Origin of the sequence: Marinobacter halodurans (assembly GCF_004327985.1) — a bacterium.
Lineage (GTDB): Bacteria > Pseudomonadota > Gammaproteobacteria > Pseudomonadales > Oleiphilaceae > Marinobacter_A > Marinobacter_A halodurans.
Genome location: NZ_SJDL01000033.1, coordinates 36,178 through 62,102 on the forward strand (window position 1 = coordinate 36,178; position 25,925 = coordinate 62,102).

Sequence of the window (25,925 nt, forward strand, 5' to 3'; positions counted from 1 at the left end):
TTTTTTCATCCGGGAGACGCCACTACGTCATGGCATATCGTCTGGCAATTAATGGCTACGGCCGCATCGGCCAGTGTGTTCTGCGGGCCCTTTATGAGAACGGCTATCGCGATGCGCTGCAGGTGGTCGCCATTAATGAACTGTCCGATCTCGAAACCATTGCCCACCTGACCCGCTACGACTCGACCCACGGCCGATTCCGCGGGGACGTTAACAGCAACGGCACCGGTCTGGTGGTCAACGGCGACGAGATCCAGGTCCTGCGGGCCAGCCAACCGGCGGAGTTGCCCTGGTCGTCATTGGACGTGGACCTGGTGCTGGAATGCACCGGGGCGTTCAGCGATCGCGCGACGGCCCAGCATCACCTGGACGCCGGCGCCCCGCGATTGCTGTTTTCCCAGCCGGCGGAACCCGATGTGGACCGGACGGTGGTGTATGGCATCAACGAGCAGGACCTGACCTCGGACGACCGCATCGTGTCCAACGCCTCCTGCACGACCAATTGCGTGGTGCCGGTGATCAAGGCGCTGGATGACGCGTTCGGCGTGGAGCAGGGTGCCATTACCACCATCCACGCGGCCATGAACGACCAGCCGGTGATCGACGCCTACCACCACAACGACCTGCGGCGCACCCGCAGTGCCCTGCACAACATCGTGCCGGTGGATACCGGTCTGGCGCGCGGCATTGAACGCTTGCTACCCAGGATGAAAGACCGCTTCAGTGCGGTGGCGATGCGGGTGCCGACCCTGAACGTGTCCGCCATCGACATGACCGTGAACGTCTCCGAAAACACCGATGTGGCGACCGTGAACCGGATCATCCGGGAGGCCGCAAAAGGCTCGCTGGACGGCATTGTCGGCTACACCGACGAGCCCCTGGCCAGCGCCGATTTCAACCATGACCCGCGCTCCGTCATTGTCGACGGCGGCCAGACCCGGGTCAGCGGCGGTCGCATGGTGAAGGTTCTGTGCTGGTTCGATAACGAATGGGGGTTTGCCAACCGCATGCTGGACGTCAGTCGCAGCTGGCTGTCCCGATTCGTCGAATCCCGATAACCACTAAAAACGTTTTGACGCCTTTATCAACGCTTTGAAAAAAGGAAAGTTTCATGACGATCAAGAAAATGACCGAGCTGGATCTCGCCGGAAAGCGCGTCCTGATCCGTGAAGACCTGAATGTCCCGGTCAAGGACGGCAAGGTGAGCAGCGATGCCCGTATCCGTGCGTCCCTGCCGACCATCAAGGCGGCGCTGGAAGCCGGTGCCAAAGTCATGCTGATGTCCCATCTGGGCCGCCCGGAAGAGGGCGTCTACGATGAGGTCTCCTCCATGAAGCCGGTGGCCGAGCACCTGGGCAGCCTGCTGGGCCAGCCGGTACGCCTGATCAAGGACTACCTGGACGGCGTTGAGGTGGCTGACGGCGAAGTGGTCCTGTTTGAGAACGTCCGCTTCAACAAGGGCGAGAAGAAGGACGACGAAGCCCTGGCCAAACAATACGCGGCCCTGTGTGACGTCTACGTGATGGATGCGTTCGGCACGGCTCACCGCGCCCAGGCCTCCACCCACGGCGTGGCCAAATTCGCACCGAAAGCCTGCGCCGGACCGCTGCTGGCCGCCGAGCTGGAGGCGCTGACCAAGGCGCTGGAAACGCCGAAAGCGCCGGTGGTGGCGATCGTCGGCGGCTCCAAGGTCTCCACCAAGCTGGACGTGCTCAATGCCCTGTCGAAGATCTGCGACCAGATCATCGTCGGCGGTGGCATCGCCAACACCTTCCTGGCCGCAGCCGGCCATCCGGTGGGCAAATCCCTGTGCGAGCACGACCTGGTCGACACAGCGAAAGACATCGCCAGCCGGGTGAAGATCCCGCTGCCGGAAGATGTGGTCGTTGCCGGCGAATTCGCCGAAGATGCGAAGGCCACCATCAAGTCCATCGACGAGGTGGCTGAGGGCGACATGATCCTGGACGTTGGCCCGAAAACGGCGGCGCATTTCGCGGAGCTGCTGAAGTCCGCCAACACGATTCTCTGGAACGGCCCGGTCGGCGTGTTCGAGTTCGACCAGTTTGGCGAAGGCACCAAGGCCCTGGCCAACGCCATTGCCCAGAGCGACGCCTTCTCGCTGGCCGGCGGTGGCGACACGGTGGCGGCCGTTGACAAGTATGGCGTGAGTGACAGGATCTCTTATATCTCGACGGGCGGTGGTGCCTTCCTGGAGTTTGTGGAAGGTAAAACCCTGCCCGCCGTCGCGGTGTTGGAAGAGCGCGGCGCAAAAGACTGAACTCTGAACTGAATTATCCAAGGAGACTATCCAATGGCTCTTATTTCAATGCGCCAGCTGCTGGACCACGCCGCCGAGTATGGCTATGGTGTGCCGGCTTTCAACGTGAACAACCTGGAACAGATGCGCGCCATCATGGAAGCGGCGGACAAGACCGATTCCCCGGTGATCGTCCAGGCGTCCGCCGGTGCCCGTAAGTACGCCGGCGCACCGTTCCTGCGCCACCTGATCCTGGCGGCGGTGGAAGAGTTCCCGCACATCCCGGTGGTTATGCACCAGGATCACGGCACCAGCCCGTCGGTGTGCCAGCGTTCCATCCAGCTGGGCTTCAGCTCCGTGATGATGGACGGCTCCCTGGGTGAAGACGGCAAGACCCCGACCGACTACGAGTACAACGTCGACGTGACCCGTCGTACCGTGGAAATGGCCCACGCCTGTGGCGTATCCGTGGAAGGCGAACTGGGTTGCCTGGGCTCCCTGGAAACCGGTCAGGCCGGCGAGGAAGACGGCATCGGCGCGGAAGGCACGCTGGATCACAGCCAGATGCTGACCGATCCGGAAGAAGCCGCCGACTTCGTCAAGAAGACCCACGTGGACGCCCTGGCCATCGCCATCGGCACCAGCCACGGCGCCTACAAGTTCACCCGTCCGCCCACCGGCGACATCCTGGCCATCGACCAGATCAAGAAGATCCACGCCCGCATCCCGGACACGCACCTGGTCATGCACGGCTCCAGCTCCGTGCCCCAGGACTGGCTGCAGATCATCAACGAGTTCGGCGGCGAGATCCCGGAAACCTATGGTGTGCCGGTTGAGGAAATCGTCGAAGGTATCAAGCACGGCGTGCGCAAGGTCAACATCGACACCGACCTGCGTCTGGCGTCCACCGGCGCGATCCGTCGCTTCCTGGCCCAGAACACCGCCGAGTTCGACCCGCGCAAATACCTGAAGGAATCCGTGAAGGCCATGAGCGAAATCTGCATGGCCCGCTACGAAGCCTTCGGCACCGCCGGCAACGCCAGCAGGATCAAGCCGATCAACCTGGAAGACATGTTCGGGCGCTATGAGCGCGGCGAGCTGGATCCGAAGGTAAACTGATCCAAAGTTAGTGTTGACGTGCATACATGCCAGCAAGCCGCAATATTCCGTGGGTTGCTGGCATGTTTATCTAGAACTTTATCTGCTCGAATTTAGGTGCATGTCCGTACTTCCAAGGGACTTTAAACGCGCCACCACCTGACAACATTTCCGATTGCTGGACGATTTTTGGCCACCAACGAACCAAGTTGTAGGCTTTATTCCAATACCTCTCGGCGCTCCAGTGTTTGGCAAGGCAGAAAACAAGTAGTCCAGCCTCACGAATAGCTTGTTTCTCAAGATCGCTTTTGTTGAATTTGTCTTGAGAGATGATGACCCAGCCACCTTCATCGTGCAGTGTCTGAATCCAGTCTATATCACGTGCGTCCTTGGGAAATTTTTCTGTGAGGTGAACGACTGTATGTTTTTCTGGTCTGGAGAGTTCGTTGAGCGCTATGGCCAGTGGAGCGGGTAGGTTATTATCCAACAAATACTTCAAGCCAAAGCCCTTTGCTCAAATTGAATCGCGGCTTCCACTGCCTCGATGGGAACTTGATACATGGATGCAACAAACTTTGTATCCTCGCCTTCTGCATCCCATGCCTGTTTGAGTATGCTGGTATCAATACCATAATCGGAAAGAACTGGTTTGCCGAAATTGCGATTTGGATCCATTACGACTCGCCGATTTCGCTTCTGCGGAAACCATCTTTCGGCATCACCGTTTTCCGAGTATTCAATGCCCGAGTAAAGGGAGGGCTTGATGACATCTCTAAACGCGTATTGTCTCTTCACCAAATCCAGTAGAGATTCATCGCCGGTTTCATTTAATACCGTCGCGAATATGCTTCTGCCATCGGTCTGAAACCGGGTGCACGTGAATGGGTAGGGATGCTTATACAACGCCTTTGCGTGTTCTGATGCAAGGCGTATCGACTGCAAGCTTACTCCGTGTTTGCGGAAAGCATGTACAAATCGGACTTCGAGCAAATCATGAAAGCCAAGTGCTTTGGTTTCGAGATCGGCGAGTTGAGAGCGCCATAGGCCATCATAGTGCCGGTTTCCAGCGCTATACCCAAATAGCCAACGGTTGATGTCCCTAGCAGGTATACCGGTGTATCTCGATGCTTCGCCGAGAGTATAAAGGCCAATACCAAGCATGTTCTTTGGCAACGTGTCACCCAAACTAAGTGCAGAGTTCATCTTTGCTCTCCCTCGCATTGTGTCATCCATGAACACAGCGCGAGTCTAGCACAGAGGTTAAACCTCCACTATTGATGAGGTTTGCTTGCCACCAAGAGCATTGCAAACAAAAGAGTACCTAATTCGCCCATTCATTGACCCGTATCAATCCCGCCCCCATGCGAACAAGTCCTCATCACCGGCTACTTGTATTTCGCTGATTCGGAACAATTATTGATCAATATGCAGATCGACTACGCTTGCATAATGCAAGCGCAGACTCATCCGGAGGGTGCCAATCCATTATGGAATTCAAGGACTATTACGCGACACTGGGCGTCAAAGAAGACGCGTCGCCCGATGAGATCAAGAAGGCCTATCGCAAACTGGCGCGCAAATACCATCCGGACATCAGCAAGGAGGACAAGGCCGAGGACAAGTTCAAGGACGTCGGCGAAGCCTACGAGGTTCTGAAGGATCCGGAGAAGCGCGAGGAATACGACCAGCTGCGCAAATACGGCGCCGGCCGCGGCGATCACTTCGAACCGCCGCCCGGCTGGCAGAGCTCATCCCGCTTTGGCGGCGGTGGCTACACCGAAGCCGATGCCGGCCAGTTCAGTGATTTCTTCGAGTCCATCTTTGGCGGTGGCGGGCGCCATGGCGGCTTTGGCGGTTTCCGCCAGAGTATGCGCATGCGTGGCGAGGACGTGCATGCCCGGCTGGCCCTGTTCCTCGAAGAGGCCTATAACGGTTGCGAGAAACAGGTGAGTTTTGAGGTGACCGACACGGACAAGCAGGGCATGCCGGTACGGCGCAACAAGACCCTGAAAGTGAAGATTCCGGCCGGCATGTCCCAGGGCCAGCACATCCGCCTGAAAGGTCAGGGTGCGCCGGGCTTTGGCGGGGGCGAACCCGGCGACCTGTTCATCGAGGTGGAACTGGCGCCGCACCCGGTCTTCACCGTGGACGGCCGCGACCTGGTGATGACGCTGCCGGTCACGCCGTGGGAAGCCGCGCTGGGGGCGGACGTCACGGTGCCGACGCTGGCGGGCAAAGTGAAGGTCAAGGTGCCCAAAGGGGCGACCAGCGGCAAGAAGCTGCGCCTGAAAGGCAAAGGGCTGCCCGGCCGGAAAGCCGGCGACCAGATCGTGGTGTTGCAGATCGCCCTGCCGCACAAGCACAGTGAAGACAGCGAAGCCCTCTACAGGCAACTGGCCGAGGCGGAGAAGGGATTCAATCCCCGCGCCCATCTGAAAGTGTAACGGAGCATTGATCGTGAAGACGGAAACAAGCTATCAGGTGGAAGTACTCGACCAGCGCACCCGGTTTACATTGCGGGAAGTGTGCGAGCGCACCGACGTGCACGCGGAGTTCGTCGTCAAGCTGGTGAATTACGGGGTGATTGCGCCGATCGACGAAGGCCCGGCTAGCAGTTGGGCCTTCGACGCGGTGGCCCTGGCGCGCCTGCGCAAGGCCCAGCGCCTGCAGCGGGATCTGAAACTCAATTTGCCGGGGCTGGCCATGTCGCTGGACCTGCTGGACGACGTCGAGCAACTGCGCCGGGAGGTGGCCCGGTTGAATCAGCAACTGCGGCAGTTTATGGAAGAGTGACCGCTCAGCCAGCAAAGTCGCCGTAATCAATGGCGCCGGACTGGTTGAGCCTGTCCATGGGGTAGCCGGCCGTTTCCAGGCTTTTATGCTTGTTGTGCCCGTTGGAAAGGGGCGGTACCCCAACCGGCCCAGCCGTCTATTGTCGGGATCGGCCGATGGTGTAAGCTGCATTTCATGTGATGTTACGGGATATCAGCCCGACAGGGAGACAGGAAGAATGGGTGAGGCAAAACGGCGTCAAGCCACAGGGAAACGGAGTCCGGTCTCGGAACGCAAGCATCGGCGCACGCTGCTGATCGGGCTCGCGGCCGTTGTCGGTGTCCTGGTGTTGGTGGCCCTGCTTTGGTGGGTGACGCAGCCACCGGGGGCTACGTCGGACGATCTGCCGGTGGCCACCAGCAATCGGCCCTTCCCGTCCAGCTACGATTCCGTCGGTGTCTCCATCGGTGCCGTCGATGCGCCCATCGTCGTTCGTGAATTCGCCGACTACCAGTGTCCGGCGTGCGCCCGATTTGCGCCGGCATCGGAAAAGCTCCGCGCGACCTACGTGAAGGAAGGCAAGGTGCGCCTGGTTTTCTTCGACCTGCCCCTGCGCCAGCACAGGAACGCCATGCCCGCCGCGCTGGCGGCCCGTTGTGCGGCGGACCAGAAAGCGTTCTGGCCCATGCAGGACAAGCTGTATGAGAGTCAGTCCGACTGGGAGGGACTGTCTGATCCCGTACCCGCCTTCGCCCGCTATGCCGACGAGCTGGGCCTCGACAGCCGGCGCCTGTCCCGCTGCATTGAAACCGACCTGCACCGGGATGTGATCAACCAGAGCGTGGGCGTTTCGCAAAAGATCAAAGTGGCCAGCACGCCGACGGTCTATGTCAACAACATCCGTCTGACCCGTCCGGGCTGGGCTCAGATGCAAGCGGTGATCGAGCGGGAGTTATCCGGGCAGCGGTGATTGCCTTTGATGGCAAACGGAGCCTTTATTGCCCGTAGCCTGGCGATTTGAGCAGACTGCTTTTACGTTCTATGACGCCTGTAGGCTGGCGGGTTCCTGTCGCCTTGAATACCATATCCGCGTTTTCGTGTTCCGTACCGCGAAGAGTGGGACATAAAACGATAAAAACGGTATTCAACGATAAGGATGAATCATGAAAAAAAGCGCTATCGCTGTGCTGGCAGGCGTTCTCATCTCTGGACACGTGCTGGCTGATGACGCCCAACCCAAGGCCTATCTGGGCCTGAACTATCTGGCGGCTCAATATGAAGAAGACGGCGTGGATGACACGCTGGACGTGGGCGCCATCTTTGTTCAACTGGGCGCGCAGATTAATCCATACCTGGCCGGTGAACTCCGCGTTGGCTCCGGTATTACCGATGACTCGACCACCATTTACGGGGTGGATGCGAGTCTCGAGATCAAGAACCTGTTCGGTGGTTATCTGAAAGCGGGCATTCCCACCGGAACCCTGGTCTACCCCTATGTGGTTGCGGGTGTTTCACGTGCGGAAGTGGAAGTGACAGCATCCAGCGGCTATTACCAGGTCTCAAATTCCGATTCCGGATCCGATATCTCATACGGTGCAGGTGTCAATCTGGACATAGCCGACAACTTTGCGGCCAATGTTGAGTACATGCAGTACTACGATAAGGATGGCATCGATATTTCAGGCATCTCCTTTGGTGGTCAGTTCAAGTTCTGATCGCTGACGCGAAGACACCGTTCACACATCGGTGTCTTCCGCAAGGCTCTTCATTCTCCTGTATGCATTGGTTAGAATCCGACCTCCATTGAATCATGCTCCGGATTTACGGTCCGGCCCGCAGGAGAAAAAAATGAACGATGTTGTTGTCTGCGCGTTGTATAAATTCACCGCGCTGGAAGATTTCGAGCGTCTGCGCGATCCGCTGCTGACGCTGATGACCCGGAATGAAGTTCGCGGCACCCTGCTGCTCGCCCACGAGGGAATCAACGGTACCATTGCCGGTTCCCGCGCCGGTATCGATGCGGTCAAGACCTGGCTGGCGGAAGACAGCCGCTTTGATGGCGTCGACTTCAAGGAATCCCTTGTCGACATCCAGCCCTTCAAACGCACCAAGGTGAAGCTCAAGAAGGAGATCGTCACCATGGGGGTGGAAGATATCGACCCCCGTCGTACCGTGGGCACCTACGTCGACCCGAAGGAATGGAACGCGCTGATCTCCGCCCCCGATGTGGTGCTGATCGATACCCGCAATCAGTACGAGGTGGAGGTGGGCACCTTCCGCAACGCCGTCAATCCCGCCACCGACACCTTCCGGGAGTTCCCGGAGTATGTCGCCCGTAACCTGGATCCGCAGAAGCACCGCAAGGTGGCGATGTTCTGTACCGGCGGTATCCGTTGTGAGAAATCCACCGCTTTCCTGAAAGAACAGGGCTTCGATGAGGTTTATCACCTCAAGGGAGGGATCCTCAAGTACCTGGAGGACGTACCTGAAGAGGACAGCCTCTGGGAAGGCGAGTGTTTTGTGTTCGACGACCGGGTGACCGTCAACCATAAACTCGAGCGGGGCGGTTACGACCAGTGCCACGCCTGCCGCCGTCCCATTACCGATGCGGATAAGGAACGCCCCGAGTATGAGCAGGGCGTCAGCTGCCACCAGTGCATCGGCGACCTGACGCCGGAGCAGCGTGCCCGCTTTGCCGAGCGCGAGAAGCAGATCCGTCTGGCCCGCGAGCGCGGTGAATCCCACGTGGGTGGGGAGGCCGCTGCAGTGATTGCCGAACGCAAGGCCGCCAAGCGTGCTGAACGGGCCCTTCAGGCCAAGCGGAGCCTTCTCGGCGAACAGGGCTGATCTGCCTTCATCGGTTGCCTGTCTCGACTATCGACTTTTCCGGGCTGTCACCCATCGTGTTTCATAGGCACGGTTGGTGCACAGCATTATTCGGGAAAAACGACTAAGGAGTGGGCATGCGAGTGAAACAATCCCTGATCGGCCTGGCCATACTGGCCGCCAGTTCCCCGACCGCCTTCGCCCAGGACGCCGACGAGCCCTGGAAGGGCGAAGGTGAAGTTGGGCTGCTGATCACGAGGGGTAACAGCGAGTCGACCAATATCAACGCCCGTCTGGCACTTAAGCAGGAAATTGCCAAATGGCGCAACAACATGGAATTGCGTTCGGTCTATTCACAATCCAGGGACGACGAGACCGGCGAAGAGGAGACCACCGCCGAAAAGTACGCGGCCCAGGCTGAGACGAACTACAAGTTCGACGAGCGTCAGTTCTGGTTCCTGAGGGGGGCCTACACCGACGATCGCTTTTCCGGGTACGACTTCCAGTCCTCGACCAGTACCGGTTACGGTAATCGTGTCTGGGAGCAGGGTGAACGCTCTTTCCTGGAGCTCAAGGCCGGTGCCGGTTATCGCTACAACAAGCTGGACGAGCTGAATGACGACGGCGAGGATGCCGAGAAAGGTGCCATCCTGCGCTTTGCCGGTGCCTTCAATTACGAACTGTCGCCGACCGCGCTGTTCGTCCAGGAGCTCAGCTCGGAAGTGGGCCTTGAAGACGACAACGTGATCTCCGAGTCGCTCACATCGCTACAGGCGGATGTGGTCGGCAACCTCTCCATGAAACTGTCCTACCGCGTCCAGCACCAGAGCCAGGTGCCGCCGGACACGGAAAAGGTCGACACCGAAATCTCCCTGGCCCTGCTGTACGGCTTCTGACCCGCCGTCAGATGGTGTTGCGCAGCCCGAGCTCTTCCGGGTAGGGCGTCATGTATTCCTGCCGGTCCAGGTATTCCCCGGGCTGGCGGCGATGGGCCATCCGCAGCAACGACATGGGCACGATCAGCGGCCTTTGCGCTTATGGTAGTCCGCCAGAACCGTTGCGTAGATGCCTTCCACGTCGTGGGCAAAGTTGTCGATGGAGTAGTCGCGGGCAAACGCCAGGGCATTCTCGGACAGGCGCCGGTGTAGCTCCGGATCGTCCATCAGATGTTGTACCGCGCGGCGCCATTTCTCGCGATTGCGCGGCGTCTTGAAGCCGTTGTAATCGTCCCGGACCACGTCGTCGATGCCGCTGGAGCGCACGGCGATCACCGGCATGGCTGCTGCCATGGCCTCCAGGATGACCATGCCCTGGGTCTCCGAGACCGAGGCAAACAGGAAGGTGTCACCCAGTTGGTAGTAGGTGGGCATGTCTTCCGGGGGCACCGCACCCACGAGGATAAAGGTGTCGGACAGCTCCAGTTCGTCGATTTTCTGTTGCAGTCGCTGGCGCTCGTGACCGTCGCCGATCATCAGGAAGCGGAACGGATGATCGCTGTTGGCTTTCAGGCTGGCGATGGCCTCGATCATGAAGTCGATGTTCTTTTCCGTGGACAGGCGCGAGACACTGATGAAAACGTGCTCGTCCTCCTGGATGCCGAGCTTGCGACGCAGCTTGGCGACGTCCTCGTCCGCCACATGCTGGAAGCGTTCGAACTCGATGCCGGTGGGCTGCACGAAGGCCAGGGACTTTACCCCGATCATGCGCAGGTATTCCTCCGCCGAGTAGGTCGGCACGATCACCCCGTCGCACTTGTTGGCGAAGCGTTTGATCAGCGCATGGGAGATCAGGTTCCGGAAGATCCGGCCGGGCAGCGGTACGAAGTGGGCATAGTGCTCCAGGCGGGTGTGATAGGTATAGATCGCCGGGACTTTCAGTCTCCGGGCCATCCACAGGCCCAGCGATCCCAGCCAGAACGGATGATGCAGGTGGATCAGGTCGGGCCTGAAGGCGCGCACCTCGCGGCGGATCCGGCCCAGGAAGATGTTGGCCAGCCGGAACTCGCTCTGGGCGCCCACACTGACCAGCGAGGGCACCCGCAGCACGTTTTCCTCGTCGGGTTTCTGGTCGCGGTAGCTGGGGGCCACGATGCGTACCTCGTGCTTCAGGGTTTCCAGTCCCCGGCGCAGGCGTTCGATCGACAGGGGCACCCCGCCGATAAACGGCAGGTAGTTGTTGGTGAACATTACGATCCGCAGTCGCTTTGCACGCCAGGGCGACGGGTCCAGGTCGAAATCCGGGTAATAGTCCCGGTCCACGAAGATCAGCGAATAGAGCTTGATGGTGATCAGCCCCAGGATGCACAGGATCAGGATGAAATTGACGTAGCCGACATAGAATAGCGAGTGGATGAAGAACCACAGGCTCTCCAGTTGCTTGAAGATCGGGTGCTGGCCGATGTTCAGCCGTTCCAGGGTGGTGTTGATGCCGTCCGGCGACACGTCCACCCGGACGAAGTGGTAAAAGCTGGTGTCGTTGTTGAGCACCAATCCACCGGCGCCACCGGTAATGATGTAACGGGTCGGGCCATGGCGCTGCTCGGAATAGAGCGGCAGGTTGGCGGAGAACACGGCATCCACCTTGTACTGGCGGAACCGCTGTACCAGCCCGTCGCGGAACGCCTTGTTCTGCAGGTACTCGTCCTCATCGTTGAACAGCGTGTTCTGGTTCGTCTTCTGCAGGGGCTCGCCGATGAACACGAAGCGGTGCTGGCTCTTGTCCTGGCGGAACAGGTCGTCCAGCCAGCGCAGTTGCCAGCGCCAGGACGTCTTGCCGGTGGCATCAAGGAACACGAACAGGCTGTCGCCGGTATGCACCGAATAGAAATAGGGCCCGAAGTGCTCGTAGAAACGGAAGCTGCCGAAGTTGCTGAACTCGTTGTCGCCGAAGGTGAGCAGGTAGGGCACATTGAGTCCGCTGAGGGTGCGGAACAGGGCCCGGTACTTGTCCTCGCCACCGCTACTGACGGCGTTGCCCGCGGAGACGACGAAGTCCACGTTGGCGTCGTTCAGCATCGGGATGATCTTGCGCTCGAACACCCCCACCGAGTTGTTGATATTGCCCACCACGGCAAAGCTGTACGTCTCCCTGCCATCGAGGATCTGGTGCAGCCGGTCGATCTGCCGGGTGTGGACCGCCTCGTAGTTGGGCTCGAAAAAGTCCAGGTAGATCTTGTAGCCGATCACCAGGATGACGGTGAGCAGGCAGAGATAGAACAGCGCCTTGAGCGGTTTACGTTGGATCATCCCCGGTCCTTGTCGGCGCTGCGTCGGCGGCCCGGCGCTGCCGGCGTCCTGCCGCAAGATCCATCTGCATCAGGATCAATCCGATGATCATGCCCAGGTAGATGGTCAGGAAGCGCCAGGCCAAGGTGATCAGGACAAGGTGCCCCGGACTGAGCAGCGATCTGAAAAAGATACCGAAAACCCCCTCGGAAATGCCAGAGGCACCAGGGGTGGGCGCGAAATACATGACGAAAGTGGTCACGAACAACAACCCCAATACCGTCAGATAATCCACATCATAGCCCAGCGTCAGCATCAGCAGGGCGGGAAAGGAGAACAGGCTGATCAGGAAGGTCAGGGTAAACAGCACCGACAGGGCCACGTAACGGCGCGGGCCGCGCAGGTAAACCTTGAAGGCGCGGGAAAAGCGGGTCATCTCCCGCTTCATGTGGAATTGCCAGCGCTTGTGCCGGTGCGGGCCGATCAGGTGCGCCCGTCGCAGGCCCCGCAGGAGCCTGGTCAGCAGCAGGATCAACCAGCGGGTGCGCCACAGCACCACCGCGAAGAAGCCCAGGTAAAGGACGATAAACACCGCCAGCAATTCCGACACCCGGCCGATGATGGGGCGCCCCTGCAGTGCGTCCAGCCAGAGCAGGCAGGCAGGCGTCACGGTAAAGATGAAGGCGATGGCCAGCACGGTACGGATGGTGGTCGCGGCGGTGGCCGTCCCCAGGCGGACGCCATGCCGCCGCAGATACCAGATTTGGGCCACGCCACCGCCGGTGGCCATGGGCGTCACGTTGGAGAAAAAGATATTGATGAAGACCAGCCGCACCATATGCCGGAACGGAACCGAGTGCCCCAGTGCCCGCAGGGTGTAATACAGCCGCAGGCCGTCGGATAGCCAGTAGACGCCCAGCAACAGCACCACAGCAACCAGGAAGAGCGGATTGAGCAACCGGTCGTCGAACCGGAAGCTGCGCTCGGCGAACTGGGAATAGATGGTCCAGGTTCCGGCTATGCTGAAAAGCAGGAACAGCAGCGTGAAGCCGGCCAGACGCCATCCGGAACCTTCGGGCTGTTGTCGGGGTTCGGCCATGGGGGCTCTCTGTGTGTGTGCAGCGGAAGTGTACTTCGATTGCAGGGGGCGCTGGCAAGTCTCTGAACGGTCTCGGAATGTGGTGAATCGACGGAATTCGGCCGCTGGCCGGCCCGCGAGCGATTGCCGGTGGGACTCTCCCGGGTGGGTCGGCGGGCAGGTTACAAAACCGTCAGATCCACGCTGCGGTCTTCTGGCGTTTCCCTTGCATAGGTTGCTGCGGGGCGGTGGGGAACCACCGTGGGAAACACCGATCATCCAAGGATGAGATCACGTCCCGGCGCGACGGCATGGGACGGTCATGAGGAGAAAGGCCATGTCACGACTGGTTATCTTTACCGACCTCGACGGCACCCTGCTGGATCACCACACATACTCGGCCGAGCCGGCCCGTCCGGCCTGGGAAGCGGCGCAAGCGGCCGGGGTGCCGTGTATCTTCAACACCAGCAAGACCCGGGTGGAAGTCGAACAACTGCAGGAGAAACTGGGCCTGCACGAGCCCTTTATCGTCGAGAACGGCGCCGCCGTCTGGTTTCCGGGCGACACGGACCTGCCACTGCCGCCGGATGCCCGGCCCACCGACGACCTCTACTGCAAGTTGCTGTCGATCCCCCGTACCGAAATCCTCGAGGCCCTGAACCCACTGCGTGGCCGTTTCCGCTTCCGCAGCCTGTCCGACATGGCGGTGAATGAGCTGATGGAGCGCACTGGGCTGGAGCGCCAGCAGGCGATCCTCGCCTTGCAGCGTGAATTCAGCGAGCCGCTGGTGTGGATGGACTCGGAGGATGCACTAAAAGAGTGCATTGAAGCCCTGGGCGCGCTCAATCTGCGCCTGGTGCGCGGGGGGCGTTTTCATCATGTCATCGGCGCCGGCGACAAGGGGCAGGCCATGAGTTGGTTGCTGGCGGTCTATCAGAAGGCCTTCGGTGGCGCCATAACCTCCGTGGCGCTGGGGGATAGCGAGAACGACCTGAACATGCTGGCCGCCGCCGACGTCCCGTTTCTGGTGCGATCGCCGGTGCATGCACCACCAACGATCCCGGATCGGCCCGATGTGTGCATTACCTCTCACTGTGGCCCCGAAGGCTGGGCGGAAGCGGTGACTTCCGTACTGGAGCAGGCGGGCATACGGCACCCCTGATTCCCCACGGATAGGCAGGGGCTCCAAACAGCGCCGTGGTAGCAAACCATCAAGCGACGGCGCTCTACAGAGAGGAACACGCTATGGGTGATTTCTACCAGAATGGCATTGTGACCACGCTGCACAACCTGTCACGCCGCCCGTTGGAGGATCTGGAAGCGGAACTGGTCAGGTTCTCGAAGGTTCGGCCGATGGCGCTGATCCTTCCCTGTCTCTACTCGGAACTGGAGACCGAGGCCATGCCCCGGATCCTCGAACACCTCAAGCAGGTCCCCTACCTGAGCGAAATCGTCATCGGCCTCGACCGGGCCAATGAGGCGCAGTACCACCACGCGCTGGAATTCTTCTCGGCCCTGCCACAACGTCACAGGGTCCTGTGGAATGACGGACCGCGGCTGCGCCGGATCGACAGGGAGCTCAAGGGCGAGGAACTGGCACCTAACGAGCCGGGCAAGGGGCGTAACGTCTGGTTCTGTATGGGCTATGTGCTGGCCTCCGGTCGTGCCGAATCCATCGCCCTGCACGATTGCGATATCGTCACCTACGACCGGGAGCTGCTGGCGCGCCTGATCTACCCGGTGGCCAATCCCAACTTCAACTACGAATTCTGCAAGGGCTTCTACGCCCGGGTGGCCGAGGGCAAGCTCAATGGCCGGGTCAGCCGGCTGCTGGTGACGCCCCTGCTGCGGGCCCTCAAGAAAGTCCTCGGCAACCTGGACTACCTGGATTACCTGGACAGCTACCGCTATCCGCTGTCCGGCGAGTTCTCCTTCCGCAAGGATGTGATGACCGACATCCGCATTCCCAGCGACTGGGGCCTGGAGATCGGCGTGCTCAGCGAGATGAAACGCAACTACAGCACCAATCGCCTGTGCCAGGTGGATATCGCCGACTGCTACGACCACAAGCACCAGAACCTGTCACCGGAGGACGACACCGGCGGGCTGTCGAAGATGTCCATCGACATCTCCAAGGCGATCTTCCGCAAGCTGGCCACCAACGGCATCGTGTTCAACCAGGAGTCGTTCCGGACGATCAAGGCCACCTATTTCCGCATCGCGCTGGATTTCGTCGAGACCTACCGCAACGACGCCGAGATCAACGGCCTCCGGTTCGACGTGCACCAGGAGGAGCAGGCGGTGGAGCTGTTTGCCCGCAACATCATGAAAGCCGGCGTCTACTTCCTGGAAAACCCAATGGAGGCACCGTTTATCTCATGCTGGAACCGGGTGGCCAGCGCCTTCCCGGGCGTGATGACCCAGTTGCATGACGCTGTCGAGCAGGATCTGGAGGAACATGTTCCCAAGAGCAACGCCCGGCGGTCCTGAGGATTCCATGAGCAGAAGGAAGCATCGATGAACGAGCCAGAGGTCCTACCGTCGCTGGAACAGCGTGTTCAGGCCCACCTGCGGTGCCTGTATCCCGCCGAGGACATCAGTGCGCTGGCGACCCGGTGCCTGGCGGTGTTCGGGGTCGCGCCGGATGCGCCGACGCCCGGCCCCCACCGCAACAACTGGGGCCCGGGAACGGCCATGCTGATTACCTATGGTGATTCGGTGAGGCGGGAAGACGAGGCGCCGTTGCAGACCCTGACGCAGTTCTGCCGGGCCCATTTCGGCGGCATGATCTCCACGGTCCACGTGCTGCCGTTCTTTCCCTACAGTTCGGACGACGGCTTTGCGGTGATGGACTACACCACGGTGAACCCGTCGTTGGGACAGTGGGAGGACCTGACCGAGTTGTCCCGCAGCTTCCAGGTGATGACCGACCTGGTGATCAACCACTGCTCCAGCCGCAGCCTCTGGTTCGAGAACTACAAGGCCGGGCGCGATCCCGGACGGCGTTACTTCATCGAGGCGTCGCCGGACGAGGATGTGTCCGATGTGGTCCGGCCGCGCACCTCGCCGCTGCTGCGGGCGGTGGAAACCGTCGCCGGTGAGCGTTACGTCTGGTGCACCTTCAGCCACGACCAAGTGGACCTGGATTTTTCCAATCCGGACGTGCTGTTGGAATTCCTGGGCATCATCAAGCTCTATATGGATCGGGGCATGCGCTGGTTCCGGCTGGATGCGGTGGCCTTCCTGTGGAAAACCATCGGCACGCCGTGCATCAACCTGCCGCAGACCCACGAGGTCATCCGCCTGATCCGTTTGCTGGTCGAGCATCGCGATCCGGACGCGGTGATCATCACCGAGACCAACATCCCCAACCAGGAGAACCTGACCTACTTCGGCAACGCCAACGAAGCCCACATGATCTACAACTTCTCGCTGCCGCCGCTGCTGCTGCACGCCATGCTCAGCGGCAACGCCCAGCACCTCAAGCACTGGCTGATGACCATGCCGCCGGCGCAGCAGGGCACCGCCTACCTCAACTTCATTGCGTCCCACGACGGGATCGGCCTGCGACCGGTGGAAGGGCTGCTGACCGACGAGGAGCGGGACCGGATGATCGAGACCCTGGTCCACTCCGGTGCCCGCATCACCGCGCGCACCGGCGCCTCCGGAGAGCTGCGGCCTTACGAGATCAACATCAGCCTGTGGAACGCCATGGCCCGGACCGAAACGTCCGGCGAGAACGATGGCCTCCAGTTCGCCCGGTTTATCTGTGCCCACGCCATCATGATGGCGCTGGAGGGGGTGCCGGCGTTCTACATCCACAGCCTGCTGGCCACCGAAAACGACGAGGCCCGGGTAGAGCACACCAGCCAGAACCGATCCATCAACCGCCACGTATGGGACGCGGATGAGCTGGATAACCTGCTGGAGAGCGATACCCACCACCGGGAGGTGTTCGAGGCCCTGCGCCGCCTGTTGGCCATCCGCACCCGCCAGGGCGCCTTCCACCCCAACGCCACCCAGTACACCCTGCACCTGGGTGACGGCCTGTTCGCCTTCTGGCGGCAAAGCATCGATCGCCGGCAGAGTATCTTCGCCATCCATAACATCAGTGGGCAGGAACAGGTGTTCAACCTGTCGGAACTGAACCTCATCGTGACGGACCAGTGGAAGGATCTGGTGAGTGGGGCGTCCTTCGAGGACCGGATGAAGCCGGTGACGTTAAAGCCGTATGAGTTTATCTGGCTGAGTAATCGGGATTGAGGCGGGGTTTTCAAGAGGTCCCTGAAAAATGTAGCCGACGCTTCAGCTTCGGAGCAGGCCCGCGGCCTGCCGGGATCAACCCGGGGCACCTTCGGCGCCTCAGAAGCTGAAGCGTCTGCTACATGGGGACGATTCGAGGGCCGTTCCTAGTGCCCATAAACCATCATATTCGTGTTACTGATCACAAAGTCCTCGAACTGTATGGTACCAATACTGGTGCCGCCCACCTTGAACACCGGCATGTCGATGTCGGCGCGGAATTCCACGTTGTGGATCGACAGGCCCTCGTGACCGCTGCGCCCGCTGGTGCCCTGGGACAGCCTGGCGGTGGCACTGGCCATACCGAAGTGGCCGGCGGTGTCCTCGCCCCAGCGGTTGTGGACCTGCAGGCCCTCGATGCCGACAGCGGCAAAATTGAACAGCAGGATGACGTCAGCCACATCCCAGTCCAGCGAGCCGTCGGTGATCTCGAAATGCGTGTCCAGCTGCAGCTCCGAGTCGGACACCGTGTCGCCATTGGCCAGCGTGCGCGTGCTGTCGCCGGCGTTGCGGATCACGATATCGGTGGGGCCCAGGTAGCCTTCCAGGTGGATGTTGGAGAACATCGTGGTGCTGTCCACAGGGCCCTCGGCCTTCACCGCACCGATGTCCAGGGCGAAATCCACGGAATGCAGGTAATCGTCGAGAGACGTCGGGTCGCCGCTGTCTATCGGGCCCAGGTGGATCACGGCGTCGCCGGCGTTGAACTGCTTGCCGAAGCTGCCGCCGACCGCGTACCTGGCCAGGGCGTCGGCCACATCCGGGTTACCGGTGTCCAACTGGCCGGCATTGGCGCGACGGGCCATTTCCGAGAAACCGTGCTCCAGCACTTCGCCGTCGCCCGCCACATCCACGGTCAGTTCCATGTTATCCATGGCGGAGCCGTCCGGGTCGGACAGGGACAGGTCATAGATGCTCAGCGAGCCTTCGTCGATGTAGGAGAATCGATCCAGGTCGATACGGGTGGCCAGTTCGATGGTGACCCCCGACTGGCCGGTCACCTGGCTCAGGCTTTTATCGTCGAGCGCTTCGATGTCAGCCAGCGTGCAGGGCGGGATGACGAGCAGGGGCAAGCACAGGGCTGTACGCTGCAGTCCGGTCATGGTGCATTCCTTGTCGTGGCTTCAGGGACCACGTTTTTATCTTTTTTGGGCGCCGTTCAGGCCAGCGACGCACCGGTTCCGTGTTGTTGTGTGCAATTGCACCGGACTGGCGGCTCGGGGCGAATGACATATCGTTACACTAATGGGCGGGGTGTGTCGGGTCTGTGAACGGATTCACGTCCCGGGTCTGGAGCGGCCGGTTCAGGGAACATAGCGGTTGATGATGGCGTCCAGTTCGCCGGATTGCCTCAGGTCGGCCAGCGTCTGGTTGAAGGCGGCTATCATCGGAGCCCACCTTGGAGCGAACATCAGGCGGTACTTGGTCTCGTCCAGCTTCACGGGCTCTATCTGGAACGCCCCTTCCCATCCATGTTGGCGGATGAGCCACAGGCCGGCCCTGGCGTTGGCAATGCCGCCGTCGAAACGGTCCCCGGCGCTGAGCCGCTTCAGTATCTCCAGCGTGTTGTGCACATCGACCCGATGAATCGCGCCGTTATCGAAAAGGGGCTTCAGCACCGGATGGTGATAACCCAGGTTAGCCAGCAGGGTGTGGCCTTTCAGGTCGTCAATCGTCTGTGCGTTGAGGGGATTTTGAGTGGTGCTGAAGATAACGTCGTGCGCTTGCACGACGCTGTCGGTGAACACGAAACGTTCGGGCTTCGACGTCCACTCGATGGCTCGCATGGTGGCGTCCAGATGGCCGGACAGGAGGAAGCCGTTGACCCGTTTTGTCGGAATCTGCCGGGCTTCCAGTGTCAGGTTCTGACGCCTGGCCAGGACCTCCATGACATCCCACATGATGCCAGAAACCTGGCCACCATCATGGATGATGGTGTAAGGGGGGTAACCGCCCGGTGCGATGTTGAAGTGGATCACCGAAAGCCGGTCGTCCGATTCGGCAGGATGAACTGCGGCGGAGGCATTCAGCATCAGCAGGCTGATTAAAAACATGAAGACCCGGGCCGGAAATCCGTCGTGACTGGCTTGCATTGAATAACCACATGGTGACGGTTAGCTGAAGCATGGCGCTTGGCATAGTGCCGATGAGGCCACGAGTCTAATATAGCTGACAGGGGAAGCGACAAAGGCCCAGAACGACAAAGTTTGCAAAATCTGCGCCCTGGCCCGGGCGCATCCGGTCGAAGTCGCGGCGCGAAGATATCCCACGGGAGGAATCGCCATGAACCTGAACGTGAGTGTCGGCCATCGTTTGACCGTTTACGTGTGGCTGGTCGTGCTGATGGTGCTTGCATCCGGCCCGGTGGCGGTCCGGGCAGACGGCGCCCCGGAACAGGATAGCCTCGAACGGGTCATCCGGGCCCAGTTGCAGGCCTTCTCCCGGGATGACGACGAAGAAGCCTTCAGCTTTGCCTCGCCAGCCATCCAGCGGGGGTTCTCCAGCCCCCGGGCCTTCGGCGATATGGTGCGTGAGCGCTATCCGGAGGTGTACAACGCCACCACCGTGAGATTCCGTGAGCAGGTGCCGCACCCGGGCTTTGTCGTCCAGCGGGTCCAGTTGCGGGACCCCAACGGCTTGTACTGGGACGCCTATTACCGGATGGAACGCCGGGATGGCGGGTGGTGTATCGGGGGCGTGGTGCTTGAGCGGGTGGCCGGCGGCATCTAAGCATTGTTCAGCGGCGTTCCTGGCGGGCTCTAGCTTGTCGCCGGTATGTCCTGCGTCAGCGCCTGGTGAATGAGCGTTTTCTGGTGCTCGGCAAACTGGACGATCTGCTCCTCTGCGGCGCCCGCGTCCCGCGCCAGCACCGCCTGGGTCAGCCGGGCAAAGAAGGCCGCTGTCCGGTCCAGATCCTGCCGGTAGCGATCGGCGCAGAAATAGTAGGTGCGGCTGACCGCCGGCTTGAAATTGGTCAGTGCCTCGGTCAGGTACGGATTACGCACCACCTCGCAACAGGCATCCATCACGTCGAAACTTGCCTGCACCACCGCCAGGATATTAGGCGGCTTGGCGTAGAGCCGGGTGGTGGCCTGTTTGATGGCCGCCAGCAGACCCTCCCGATCCCGTTCTTCCCAGCGTTCGCAGAGCCGCCGGGCCAGCATGATCAGCAAATGCATATACACGTCATAGAGTTCGGCGGCGTGGCTGGCGTCCAGTACCGTCGCTGACGCGCCCTTTCGCGGCGTGATGTCCACCAGATGCCAGCGTTCCAGGGTATACAGCGCTTCCTTGACCGACGCCCGGCTGACGGCCAGGTCACTGGCGATGGTGGCTTCCTGGATGCGTTCGCCCGGCTGGATGTCGCCCGTCATCAGACGTTCGGCCAGGTAGTTCGCGATCTGTTCGGCGAGCGTATTGGGAGCCCGGAATTCCATAGACGGTTCGTCGCTTTGCAAGAGTGGGATAAATCCCGGTGGTTGGGGTGGACGACATCATCCTACCGTGCAGTGGGGCCAAAAGGCAGGCCTTGGAGGTCAGGATGCGTTTGCTTGATTAAATTTCACACTCATTGTTTGACTGCTGCCATATTGTCGGACAATATAGCAATTAAGGTTGGTAAGCCGTTGAAGCGAAAACGCCACGGCGGACCGCCCGGAACATCAACAACAACCCGTCACCACACGGAAAGGGCACGGCTCACGAGGGAGCGGGCCCGACAAGCGAGGTACAGACGTGAGTACACAACAAGCCACCCTGGAACAGTCACCCACCCGTCGCCGGCTGTTGCTGCGCCTGAAGAAATACAGCTTCGTGATTGCGTTGCTGCCCCTGGCGCTACCTTTTCTCCTGCTGAGTGCAGGCGAGGCCACCGGCTGGATCAACCTGTTTGCCTGGGGCGTGCCGGTGGTCGTCTTTGGCATCATCCCCTTGCTCGACTTCATGCTGGGGCAGGACGCGCTGAACCCCGATGAGCAGGCCGATGTTCCCCACATGAATCACGAAGTGTTCTACCGTTTCCTGACGCTCGGCTGGGTCGTGGCCTTTGCCGCCATCCTGGTCTGGGGGATAGGCGTGCTGGTCAGCGGCGCACTCTCGCCGGTGGGTATGGTGGGCTGGACGGTATCGATCGGTATCGTCGGCGGCCTGGGAATCAACGTGGCCCATGAGCTGATCCACAAGGACGGGCGCCTGGAGACCTGGGCCGGCGGCCTGCTGTTGTCACTGGTGAGCTACGCCGGCTTCAAGGTGGAGCATGTCCGCGGCCATCATGTTCACGTGTCCACGCCCGAGGATGCCTCATCCTCGCGCTACAACCAGTCCCTCTACAGTTTCCTGCCACAGGCCTACGGCCGTAACTTCATGAATGCCTGGCGGCTTGAGGCGAAGCGTCTTGAGCGCAAGGGCCATTCTGCCTTCAGCTGGCGCAATGAACTGATCTGGTGGTACGGCATCACGCTGCTGACGCTGGTGGGTTTCACGGTGGCGTTCGGCTGGCTGGGCGCGGCCTTCTTTATCGAGCAGAGCTTTATCGCCTTCACCCTGTTGGAAATCGTGAATTACCTGGAACACTACGGCCTGCACCGCCGCAAGCTGGAGAACGGCCGCTACGAGCGCACCACACCGGCCCACAGCTGGAATTCCAACTACTTCCTGACCAACGTGTTCCTGTTCCACCTGCAACGCCACAGCGACCATCACGCCTACGCCAAGCGCCGCTACCAGGTGCTGCGCCATCACGAGGTCGCGCCGCAGCTGCCGGCGGGCTATGCGGCCATGGTGGTGCTGGCGCTGTTCCCGCCGCTGTGGATGCGGATCATGAACCCGCGGGTGGAGGCGTATTACGAAGGGGAAGAGCATCAGTTGGCTTGAGCCACGGACCGATACCATGTCTCTGAAGGGCCCGACAGGGCCCTTTTTCATTTCCGGGATGGGTCAAAAAGATGGCCGCCCGAGGGCAGCTCCGAAGCTGAAGCGTCGGCTACATGGGCTGACTGCCTCAAAGGGGCTTGGGTGAATGAACACCGACGGTGCAGGATCGCATCCAGCTCATCGGTCGCCCCGGGCATGTAGCAGATGCTTTAGCTTCTGAGGCGCCGGAGGCGCCCGACTTTTATCCGGAAAACCCCGGCGTCGCCTTTTAATTCAAGCCTGGGTGCAATCGTTCAACCATTCTTTTGCTCGTCATCGTCCTGATCCTCCTCAAACAGCCGCTGCAATTCCTCGGCCGCATCCCGGGACGACTGCAGGATCTTGGCCGCATCGTGATGCAGACCTTTCTCGTGTTGGCGGACCAGATTGCGCTCGTCGGTGTCGCGGAACAGGCGGACGAACTCCTGGGCTTCGTCGCGATCACGGCCCAGGCTGACCAGCATCTCCTCCGCCATCAGCAGCGCCGAGTGGTAGGTCTCCCGCACCAGCCAGCGCACCCCGGCATCCATCAGCAGGTGGGCGTGGCGGCGGTTGCGGGCCCGGGCTAGGATGCGGACATCCGGAAAATACTGGCGCACCAGACGCACGGCGCGCAGCGAGGCGTCGATGTCATCAATCGCCAGAATAAACACGCTGGCCTCGCCCACACGCGCCGCGCGCAGGACGTCCAGTTGGGACGCGTCACCGTAATGGACCTTGTTGCCGAAGCGCCGCACCACATCCACCTGATCCGGGTTGATGTCCAGGGCGGTAAAGGGAATCTTCAATGAACGGAGCAGGCGACCGCTGATCTGGCCAAAGCGACCGAAACCGGCGATCACCGCACCGGTCTTGCCATCGTCAATCGTATCGAACGGCGGTCGGGCGTCACTGGCGAAGCGCTTGACCAGCGACTCGAACACGAACAGTACCAGTGGCGTCAGCACCATGGAAATGGTCACCACGGCGATCAGCTGTTCGTGCAGTTGGCGGTCGATCAACTGCAACTGGGTCGCCAGCGAGAAAATCACGAAGCCGAATTCACCGCCCTGACTCAGCAGCAGGCCCAGGCGCACGGCGCTGATGCCGTTGAGCTTGCCGCCCCAGCGGCCGATGGCCGCCACCAGTATCGCCTTGACCAGCATCAGCAGCACGGCCCCGGCAATCAGCCTGAGCGGTTCGGCCAGCACCGCGCCCAGGTTCAGCGTCATCCCCACTGATATAAAGAACAGCCCCAGCAGCAGGCCCTTGAACGGCTCGATGTCCGCTTCCAGCTGGTGGCGGAACTCGGAGTCCGCCAGGAGCACGCCGGCCACGAAGGCACCCAGCGCCATGGACAGGCCCACCGACTCCATCAGGAACGCCGTGCCGGTCACCAACAGCAGGGCGGCGGCGATGGAGATTTCCCGCACCCGGGTGGCGTGGATAAAGCGCAGGGCATGGCGCAGCAGATAGCGGCCGGCAATGACAATGGCACCGAAGATCAGGGCCACGCGGCCGACACCGAACGCGATCTCCTGCCAACTGGCAGCTTCATCCGCGCCGCCTGACGCAAGAAACGGAATGAACGCCAGCATCGGCACGGCGGCCATATCCTGGAACAGCAGGATCGTGAAGGACAGGCGGCCGTGGCCGGTCGCCAATTCCTTCTTCTCGGCCAGCAACTGCAGGACGAACGCCGTGGAGGACAGCGCCAGGCCGCAGCCGAGGACGACGGCCAGGGAGAGCGGGTAGCCGGCCAGCATGATCAGCCCGCCGATGCCGATGATGCCGCTGACCACCTGCAGCGTGCCCAGGCCGAAGATGGGTTTGCGCAGGGCCCTCAGCCGTGAGAACTGCAGCTCCAGCCCGATCACGAACATCAGCAGCACCACCCCGAATTCGGAGATGTGCAGCATGTTATCCACATCGCCTACCACCCCGAGGCCATGGGGGCCGATCAGCACGCCGGCGGCAATGTAGCCCAGCAAGGCACCCAGCCCGGCGCGTTTGAACAGGGGAACGGCGATCACCGCCACCAGGAACAGAACAACAAGTTGGCCAAGAGGGTTCATGCGTATCCTTACTGCCGGCGAACTGGAATGGCGGGTCGTGATATCGGGCGATGGCTTGAAAGTTTAGCCCACGCGCCCCATGGTTAATGTAGTGGTAAACCGCCCTGATGTGTATCGGGGCGCCCCGGAATACAACGCGCACGCAAGACGCCCGGAATGGCGTCGTCCAATTTTAATCCTCTGAGCGTATAACGATGTCTTGCTATGGGAGCGAGGTCGTTCTCATGCGTCACTACAGGAGCTATGACATGTCCCCCCATTTTGAGGAAGCCCCCGGTCTTTCAACCGAAATCGATCCGGCGACCGACGGGTATGTTTTCAACCAGACGATGATGCGCATCAAGGACCCGGAGCGCAGTCTGGATTTCTACACGCGCGTACTGGGCATGCGCTTGATCCGCAAGCTCGATTTCCCCGAAATGCAGTTCTCCCTCTATTTCCTGGGCTACCTGGATGACCGGCAGGCCACCACGGTGCCGCCTGGTGACGGTCACCGGACCACCTACATCTTCGGTCGCGAAGCGATGCTTGAGCTGACCCACAACTGGGGCACCGAAGACAGGGAAGATTTCGAATATCACAACGGTAACGACGAGCCCCAGGGCTTCGGCCACATCGGCATCGCCGTGCCGGATGTCTACCAGGCCGCCGAACGCTTCGAGTCGCTGGGCGTAGCGTTCCAGAAACGCCCGGACGACGGCAGGATGAAAGGCCTGGCCTTCATCCGCGATCCGGACGGTTACTGGATCGAGATCCTCCAGCCGAACATGATGGAGCGTCAGCGTAAGGAAGCAGAAGAGGGCTAAGGCCCGAATCACGATAAAGGCCGGGCACGTCCCGGCCTTTTTTGTGGGTGACTGAAGGGGAGGTGATTCCCCCGAGCACGTAGCAGACGCTTCAGCTTCTGAGGCGCCGAAGGTGCCCCGGATTGAACCCGGCAGGCCGCGGGCCTGCACCGAAGCTAAAGCGTCGGCTACATTAGGGTGCCGCAACCGAGAGGGTTCTTAGCCGATGGAACGGATTGAGGCTGGACTCTCCCCGAGCCATGTAGCAGACGCTTCAGCTTCTGAGGCGCCGACAGGGGCCCTGGGTTGAACCCGACAGGCCGCGGGCCTGCACCGAAGCTAAAGCGTCGGATACATTAGGGGGCCGCAACCGAGAGGGTTCTTAGCCGATGGAACGGATTGAGGCTGGACTCTCCCCGAGCCATGTAGCAGACGCTTCAGCTTCTGAGGCGCCGAAGGTGCCCTGGGTTGAACCCGGCAGGCCGCGGGCCTGCACCGAAGCTAAAGCGTCGGCTACATTAGGGTGCCGCAACCGAGAGGGTTCTTAGCCGATGGAACGGATTGAGGCTGGACTCTCCCCGAGCCATGTAGCAGACGCTTCAGCTTCTGAGGCGCCGA

Annotated in this window: 24 protein-coding genes; 15 read left to right on the forward strand and 9 right to left on the reverse strand. The window is 60.8% G+C overall.

Annotation, left to right across the window (positions count from 1 at the left end):
- The first annotated feature begins 29 nt into the window (after window positions 1-29).
- The 3 genes from gap to fba are packed head-to-tail and all read left to right on the forward strand — an operon-like array spanning window position 30 to window position 3,376.
- A complete protein-coding gene (gap, locus tag EZI54_RS17880) occupies window positions 30-1,058 on the forward strand; it encodes a type I glyceraldehyde-3-phosphate dehydrogenase (RefSeq protein ID WP_131483250.1) in 1,029 nt (342 codons plus the stop codon).
- A gap of 53 nt (window positions 1,059-1,111) precedes the next feature.
- Entirely contained in the window at window positions 1,112-2,278 is a 1,167-nt protein-coding gene (locus EZI54_RS17885; RefSeq protein WP_131483251.1) for a phosphoglycerate kinase, read from the forward strand.
- Between the two features lie 33 nt (window positions 2,279-2,311).
- Complete coding sequence (gene fba, locus EZI54_RS17890) at window positions 2,312-3,376, forward strand: class II fructose-bisphosphate aldolase (RefSeq protein WP_131483252.1); 1,065 nt, start codon at window positions 2,312-2,314, stop codon at window positions 3,374-3,376.
- Window positions 3,377-3,446: 70 nt separating this feature from the next.
- On the opposite strand, the gene EZI54_RS17895 is transcribed toward fba, so the two are convergent.
- Together EZI54_RS17895 and EZI54_RS17900 are read right to left on the reverse strand one after the other, a co-directional pair.
- Window positions 3,447-3,854 (reverse strand): PIN-like domain-containing protein, encoded by a 408-nt coding sequence (locus EZI54_RS17895; RefSeq protein WP_131483253.1) that lies wholly within the window; start codon window positions 3,852-3,854, stop codon window positions 3,447-3,449.
- Window positions 3,851-4,558 carry a MerR family transcriptional regulator gene (locus EZI54_RS17900; protein WP_131483254.1) on the reverse strand — a complete coding sequence of 236 codons (708 nt, stop codon included), beginning with the start codon at window positions 4,556-4,558 and terminating at the stop codon, window positions 3,851-3,853. The genes EZI54_RS17895 and EZI54_RS17900 overlap by 4 nt, the downstream gene beginning before the upstream one ends.
- A 284-nt stretch (window positions 4,559-4,842) precedes the next feature.
- Here EZI54_RS17900 and EZI54_RS17905 point away from each other — a divergent pair, with 284 nt between their 5' ends.
- The 6 genes from EZI54_RS17905 to EZI54_RS17930 all read left to right on the forward strand — a co-directional run bounded on the left by EZI54_RS17905 (window position 4,843) and on the right by EZI54_RS17930 (window position 9,849).
- Window positions 4,843-5,799 carry a DnaJ C-terminal domain-containing protein gene (locus EZI54_RS17905; RefSeq protein ID WP_131483255.1) on the forward strand — a complete coding sequence of 319 codons (957 nt, stop codon included), beginning with the start codon at window positions 4,843-4,845 and terminating at the stop codon, window positions 5,797-5,799.
- 10 nt (window positions 5,800-5,809) lie between these two features.
- A complete protein-coding gene (locus EZI54_RS17910) occupies window positions 5,810-6,148 on the forward strand; it encodes a chaperone modulator CbpM (protein ID WP_423227009.1) in 339 nt (112 codons plus the stop codon).
- A gap of 217 nt (window positions 6,149-6,365) precedes the next feature.
- On the forward strand, window positions 6,366-7,097 hold the full coding sequence (locus EZI54_RS17915; protein ID WP_131483257.1) for a DsbA family protein: 732 nt from the start codon (window positions 6,366-6,368) through the stop codon (window positions 7,095-7,097).
- 193 nt (window positions 7,098-7,290) lie between these two features.
- The gene (locus EZI54_RS17920) at window positions 7,291-7,842 is read left to right on the forward strand and encodes a porin family protein (protein ID WP_131483258.1); all 552 of its coding nucleotides are present in this window, start codon (window positions 7,291-7,293) and stop codon (window positions 7,840-7,842) included.
- A gap of 133 nt (window positions 7,843-7,975) precedes the next feature.
- A complete protein-coding gene (trhO, locus tag EZI54_RS17925) occupies window positions 7,976-8,974 on the forward strand; it encodes an oxygen-dependent tRNA uridine(34) hydroxylase TrhO (RefSeq protein WP_131483259.1) in 999 nt (332 codons plus the stop codon).
- Window positions 8,975-9,090: 116 nt separating this feature from the next.
- Window positions 9,091-9,849, forward strand: a complete 759-nt coding sequence (locus EZI54_RS17930) for a DUF481 domain-containing protein (RefSeq protein WP_131483260.1) — start codon at window positions 9,091-9,093, stop codon at window positions 9,847-9,849.
- 7 nt (window positions 9,850-9,856) lie between these two features.
- On the opposite strand, the gene EZI54_RS25360 is transcribed toward EZI54_RS17930, so the two are convergent.
- The 3 genes from EZI54_RS25360 to EZI54_RS17945 are packed head-to-tail and all read right to left on the reverse strand — an operon-like array spanning window position 9,857 to window position 13,276.
- Window positions 9,857-9,964 (reverse strand): hypothetical protein, encoded by a 108-nt coding sequence (locus EZI54_RS25360; RefSeq protein ID WP_131483261.1) that lies wholly within the window; start codon window positions 9,962-9,964, stop codon window positions 9,857-9,859.
- An 8-nt stretch (window positions 9,965-9,972) separates the two neighbouring features.
- Window positions 9,973-12,198, reverse strand: a complete 2,226-nt coding sequence (locus EZI54_RS17940) for a glycosyltransferase (RefSeq protein WP_131483262.1) — start codon at window positions 12,196-12,198, stop codon at window positions 9,973-9,975.
- Window positions 12,185-13,276: a lysylphosphatidylglycerol synthase transmembrane domain-containing protein gene (locus EZI54_RS17945; protein ID WP_131483263.1), complete on the reverse strand. Its 1,092-nt coding sequence runs from the start codon at window positions 13,274-13,276 to the stop codon at window positions 12,185-12,187. Before EZI54_RS17945 ends, EZI54_RS17940 begins: the two co-directional genes overlap by 14 nt.
- A 316-nt stretch (window positions 13,277-13,592) precedes the next feature.
- Between EZI54_RS17945 and EZI54_RS17950 the strand changes: the two genes are divergently transcribed.
- The 3 genes from EZI54_RS17950 to EZI54_RS17960 all read left to right on the forward strand — a co-directional run bounded on the left by EZI54_RS17950 (window position 13,593) and on the right by EZI54_RS17960 (window position 17,518).
- Window positions 13,593-14,417: an HAD-IIB family hydrolase gene (locus tag EZI54_RS17950; protein WP_131483264.1), complete on the forward strand. Its 825-nt coding sequence runs from the start codon at window positions 13,593-13,595 to the stop codon at window positions 14,415-14,417.
- 83 nt (window positions 14,418-14,500) lie between these two features.
- A complete protein-coding gene (locus EZI54_RS17955; protein ID WP_131483265.1) occupies window positions 14,501-15,745 on the forward strand; it encodes a glycosyltransferase family protein in 1,245 nt (414 codons plus the stop codon).
- Window positions 15,746-15,772: 27 nt separating this feature from the next.
- Window positions 15,773-17,518 (forward strand): alpha-amylase family glycosyl hydrolase, encoded by a 1,746-nt coding sequence (locus EZI54_RS17960; protein WP_131483266.1) that lies wholly within the window; start codon window positions 15,773-15,775, stop codon window positions 17,516-17,518.
- A gap of 146 nt (window positions 17,519-17,664) precedes the next feature.
- Here EZI54_RS17960 and EZI54_RS17965 read toward each other — a convergent pair whose 3' ends face one another.
- Both EZI54_RS17965 and EZI54_RS17970 read right to left on the reverse strand, forming a co-directional pair.
- Window positions 17,665-18,660: a DUF6160 family protein gene (locus EZI54_RS17965; protein WP_131483267.1), complete on the reverse strand. Its 996-nt coding sequence runs from the start codon at window positions 18,658-18,660 to the stop codon at window positions 17,665-17,667.
- 201 nt (window positions 18,661-18,861) lie between these two features.
- Window positions 18,862-19,650, reverse strand: a complete 789-nt coding sequence (locus EZI54_RS17970; RefSeq protein ID WP_131483268.1) for a substrate-binding periplasmic protein — start codon at window positions 19,648-19,650, stop codon at window positions 18,862-18,864.
- 190 nt (window positions 19,651-19,840) lie between these two features.
- Here EZI54_RS17970 and EZI54_RS17975 point away from each other — a divergent pair, with 190 nt between their 5' ends.
- The gene (locus EZI54_RS17975) at window positions 19,841-20,287 is read left to right on the forward strand and encodes a DUF4864 domain-containing protein (RefSeq protein ID WP_242674515.1); all 447 of its coding nucleotides are present in this window, start codon (window positions 19,841-19,843) and stop codon (window positions 20,285-20,287) included.
- Window positions 20,288-20,316: 29 nt separating this feature from the next.
- On the opposite strand, the gene EZI54_RS17980 is transcribed toward EZI54_RS17975, so the two are convergent.
- On the reverse strand, window positions 20,317-20,994 hold the full coding sequence (locus tag EZI54_RS17980) for a GntR family transcriptional regulator (protein WP_131483269.1): 678 nt from the start codon (window positions 20,992-20,994) through the stop codon (window positions 20,317-20,319).
- A 298-nt stretch (window positions 20,995-21,292) separates the two neighbouring features.
- On the opposite strand from EZI54_RS17980, the gene EZI54_RS17985 reads away from it, so the two are divergent.
- Window positions 21,293-22,429 carry an alkane 1-monooxygenase gene (locus EZI54_RS17985; RefSeq protein ID WP_131483270.1) on the forward strand — a complete coding sequence of 379 codons (1,137 nt, stop codon included), beginning with the start codon at window positions 21,293-21,295 and terminating at the stop codon, window positions 22,427-22,429.
- A gap of 293 nt (window positions 22,430-22,722) precedes the next feature.
- On the opposite strand, the gene EZI54_RS17990 is transcribed toward EZI54_RS17985, so the two are convergent.
- A complete protein-coding gene (locus tag EZI54_RS17990) occupies window positions 22,723-24,522 on the reverse strand; it encodes a monovalent cation:proton antiporter-2 (CPA2) family protein (RefSeq protein WP_131483271.1) in 1,800 nt (599 codons plus the stop codon).
- Window positions 24,523-24,770: 248 nt separating this feature from the next.
- Between EZI54_RS17990 and gloA the strand changes: the two genes are divergently transcribed.
- Entirely contained in the window at window positions 24,771-25,328 is a 558-nt protein-coding gene (gene gloA, locus EZI54_RS17995; protein ID WP_131483272.1) for a lactoylglutathione lyase, read from the forward strand.
- The last annotated feature ends 597 nt before the right edge of the window (window positions 25,329-25,925 follow it).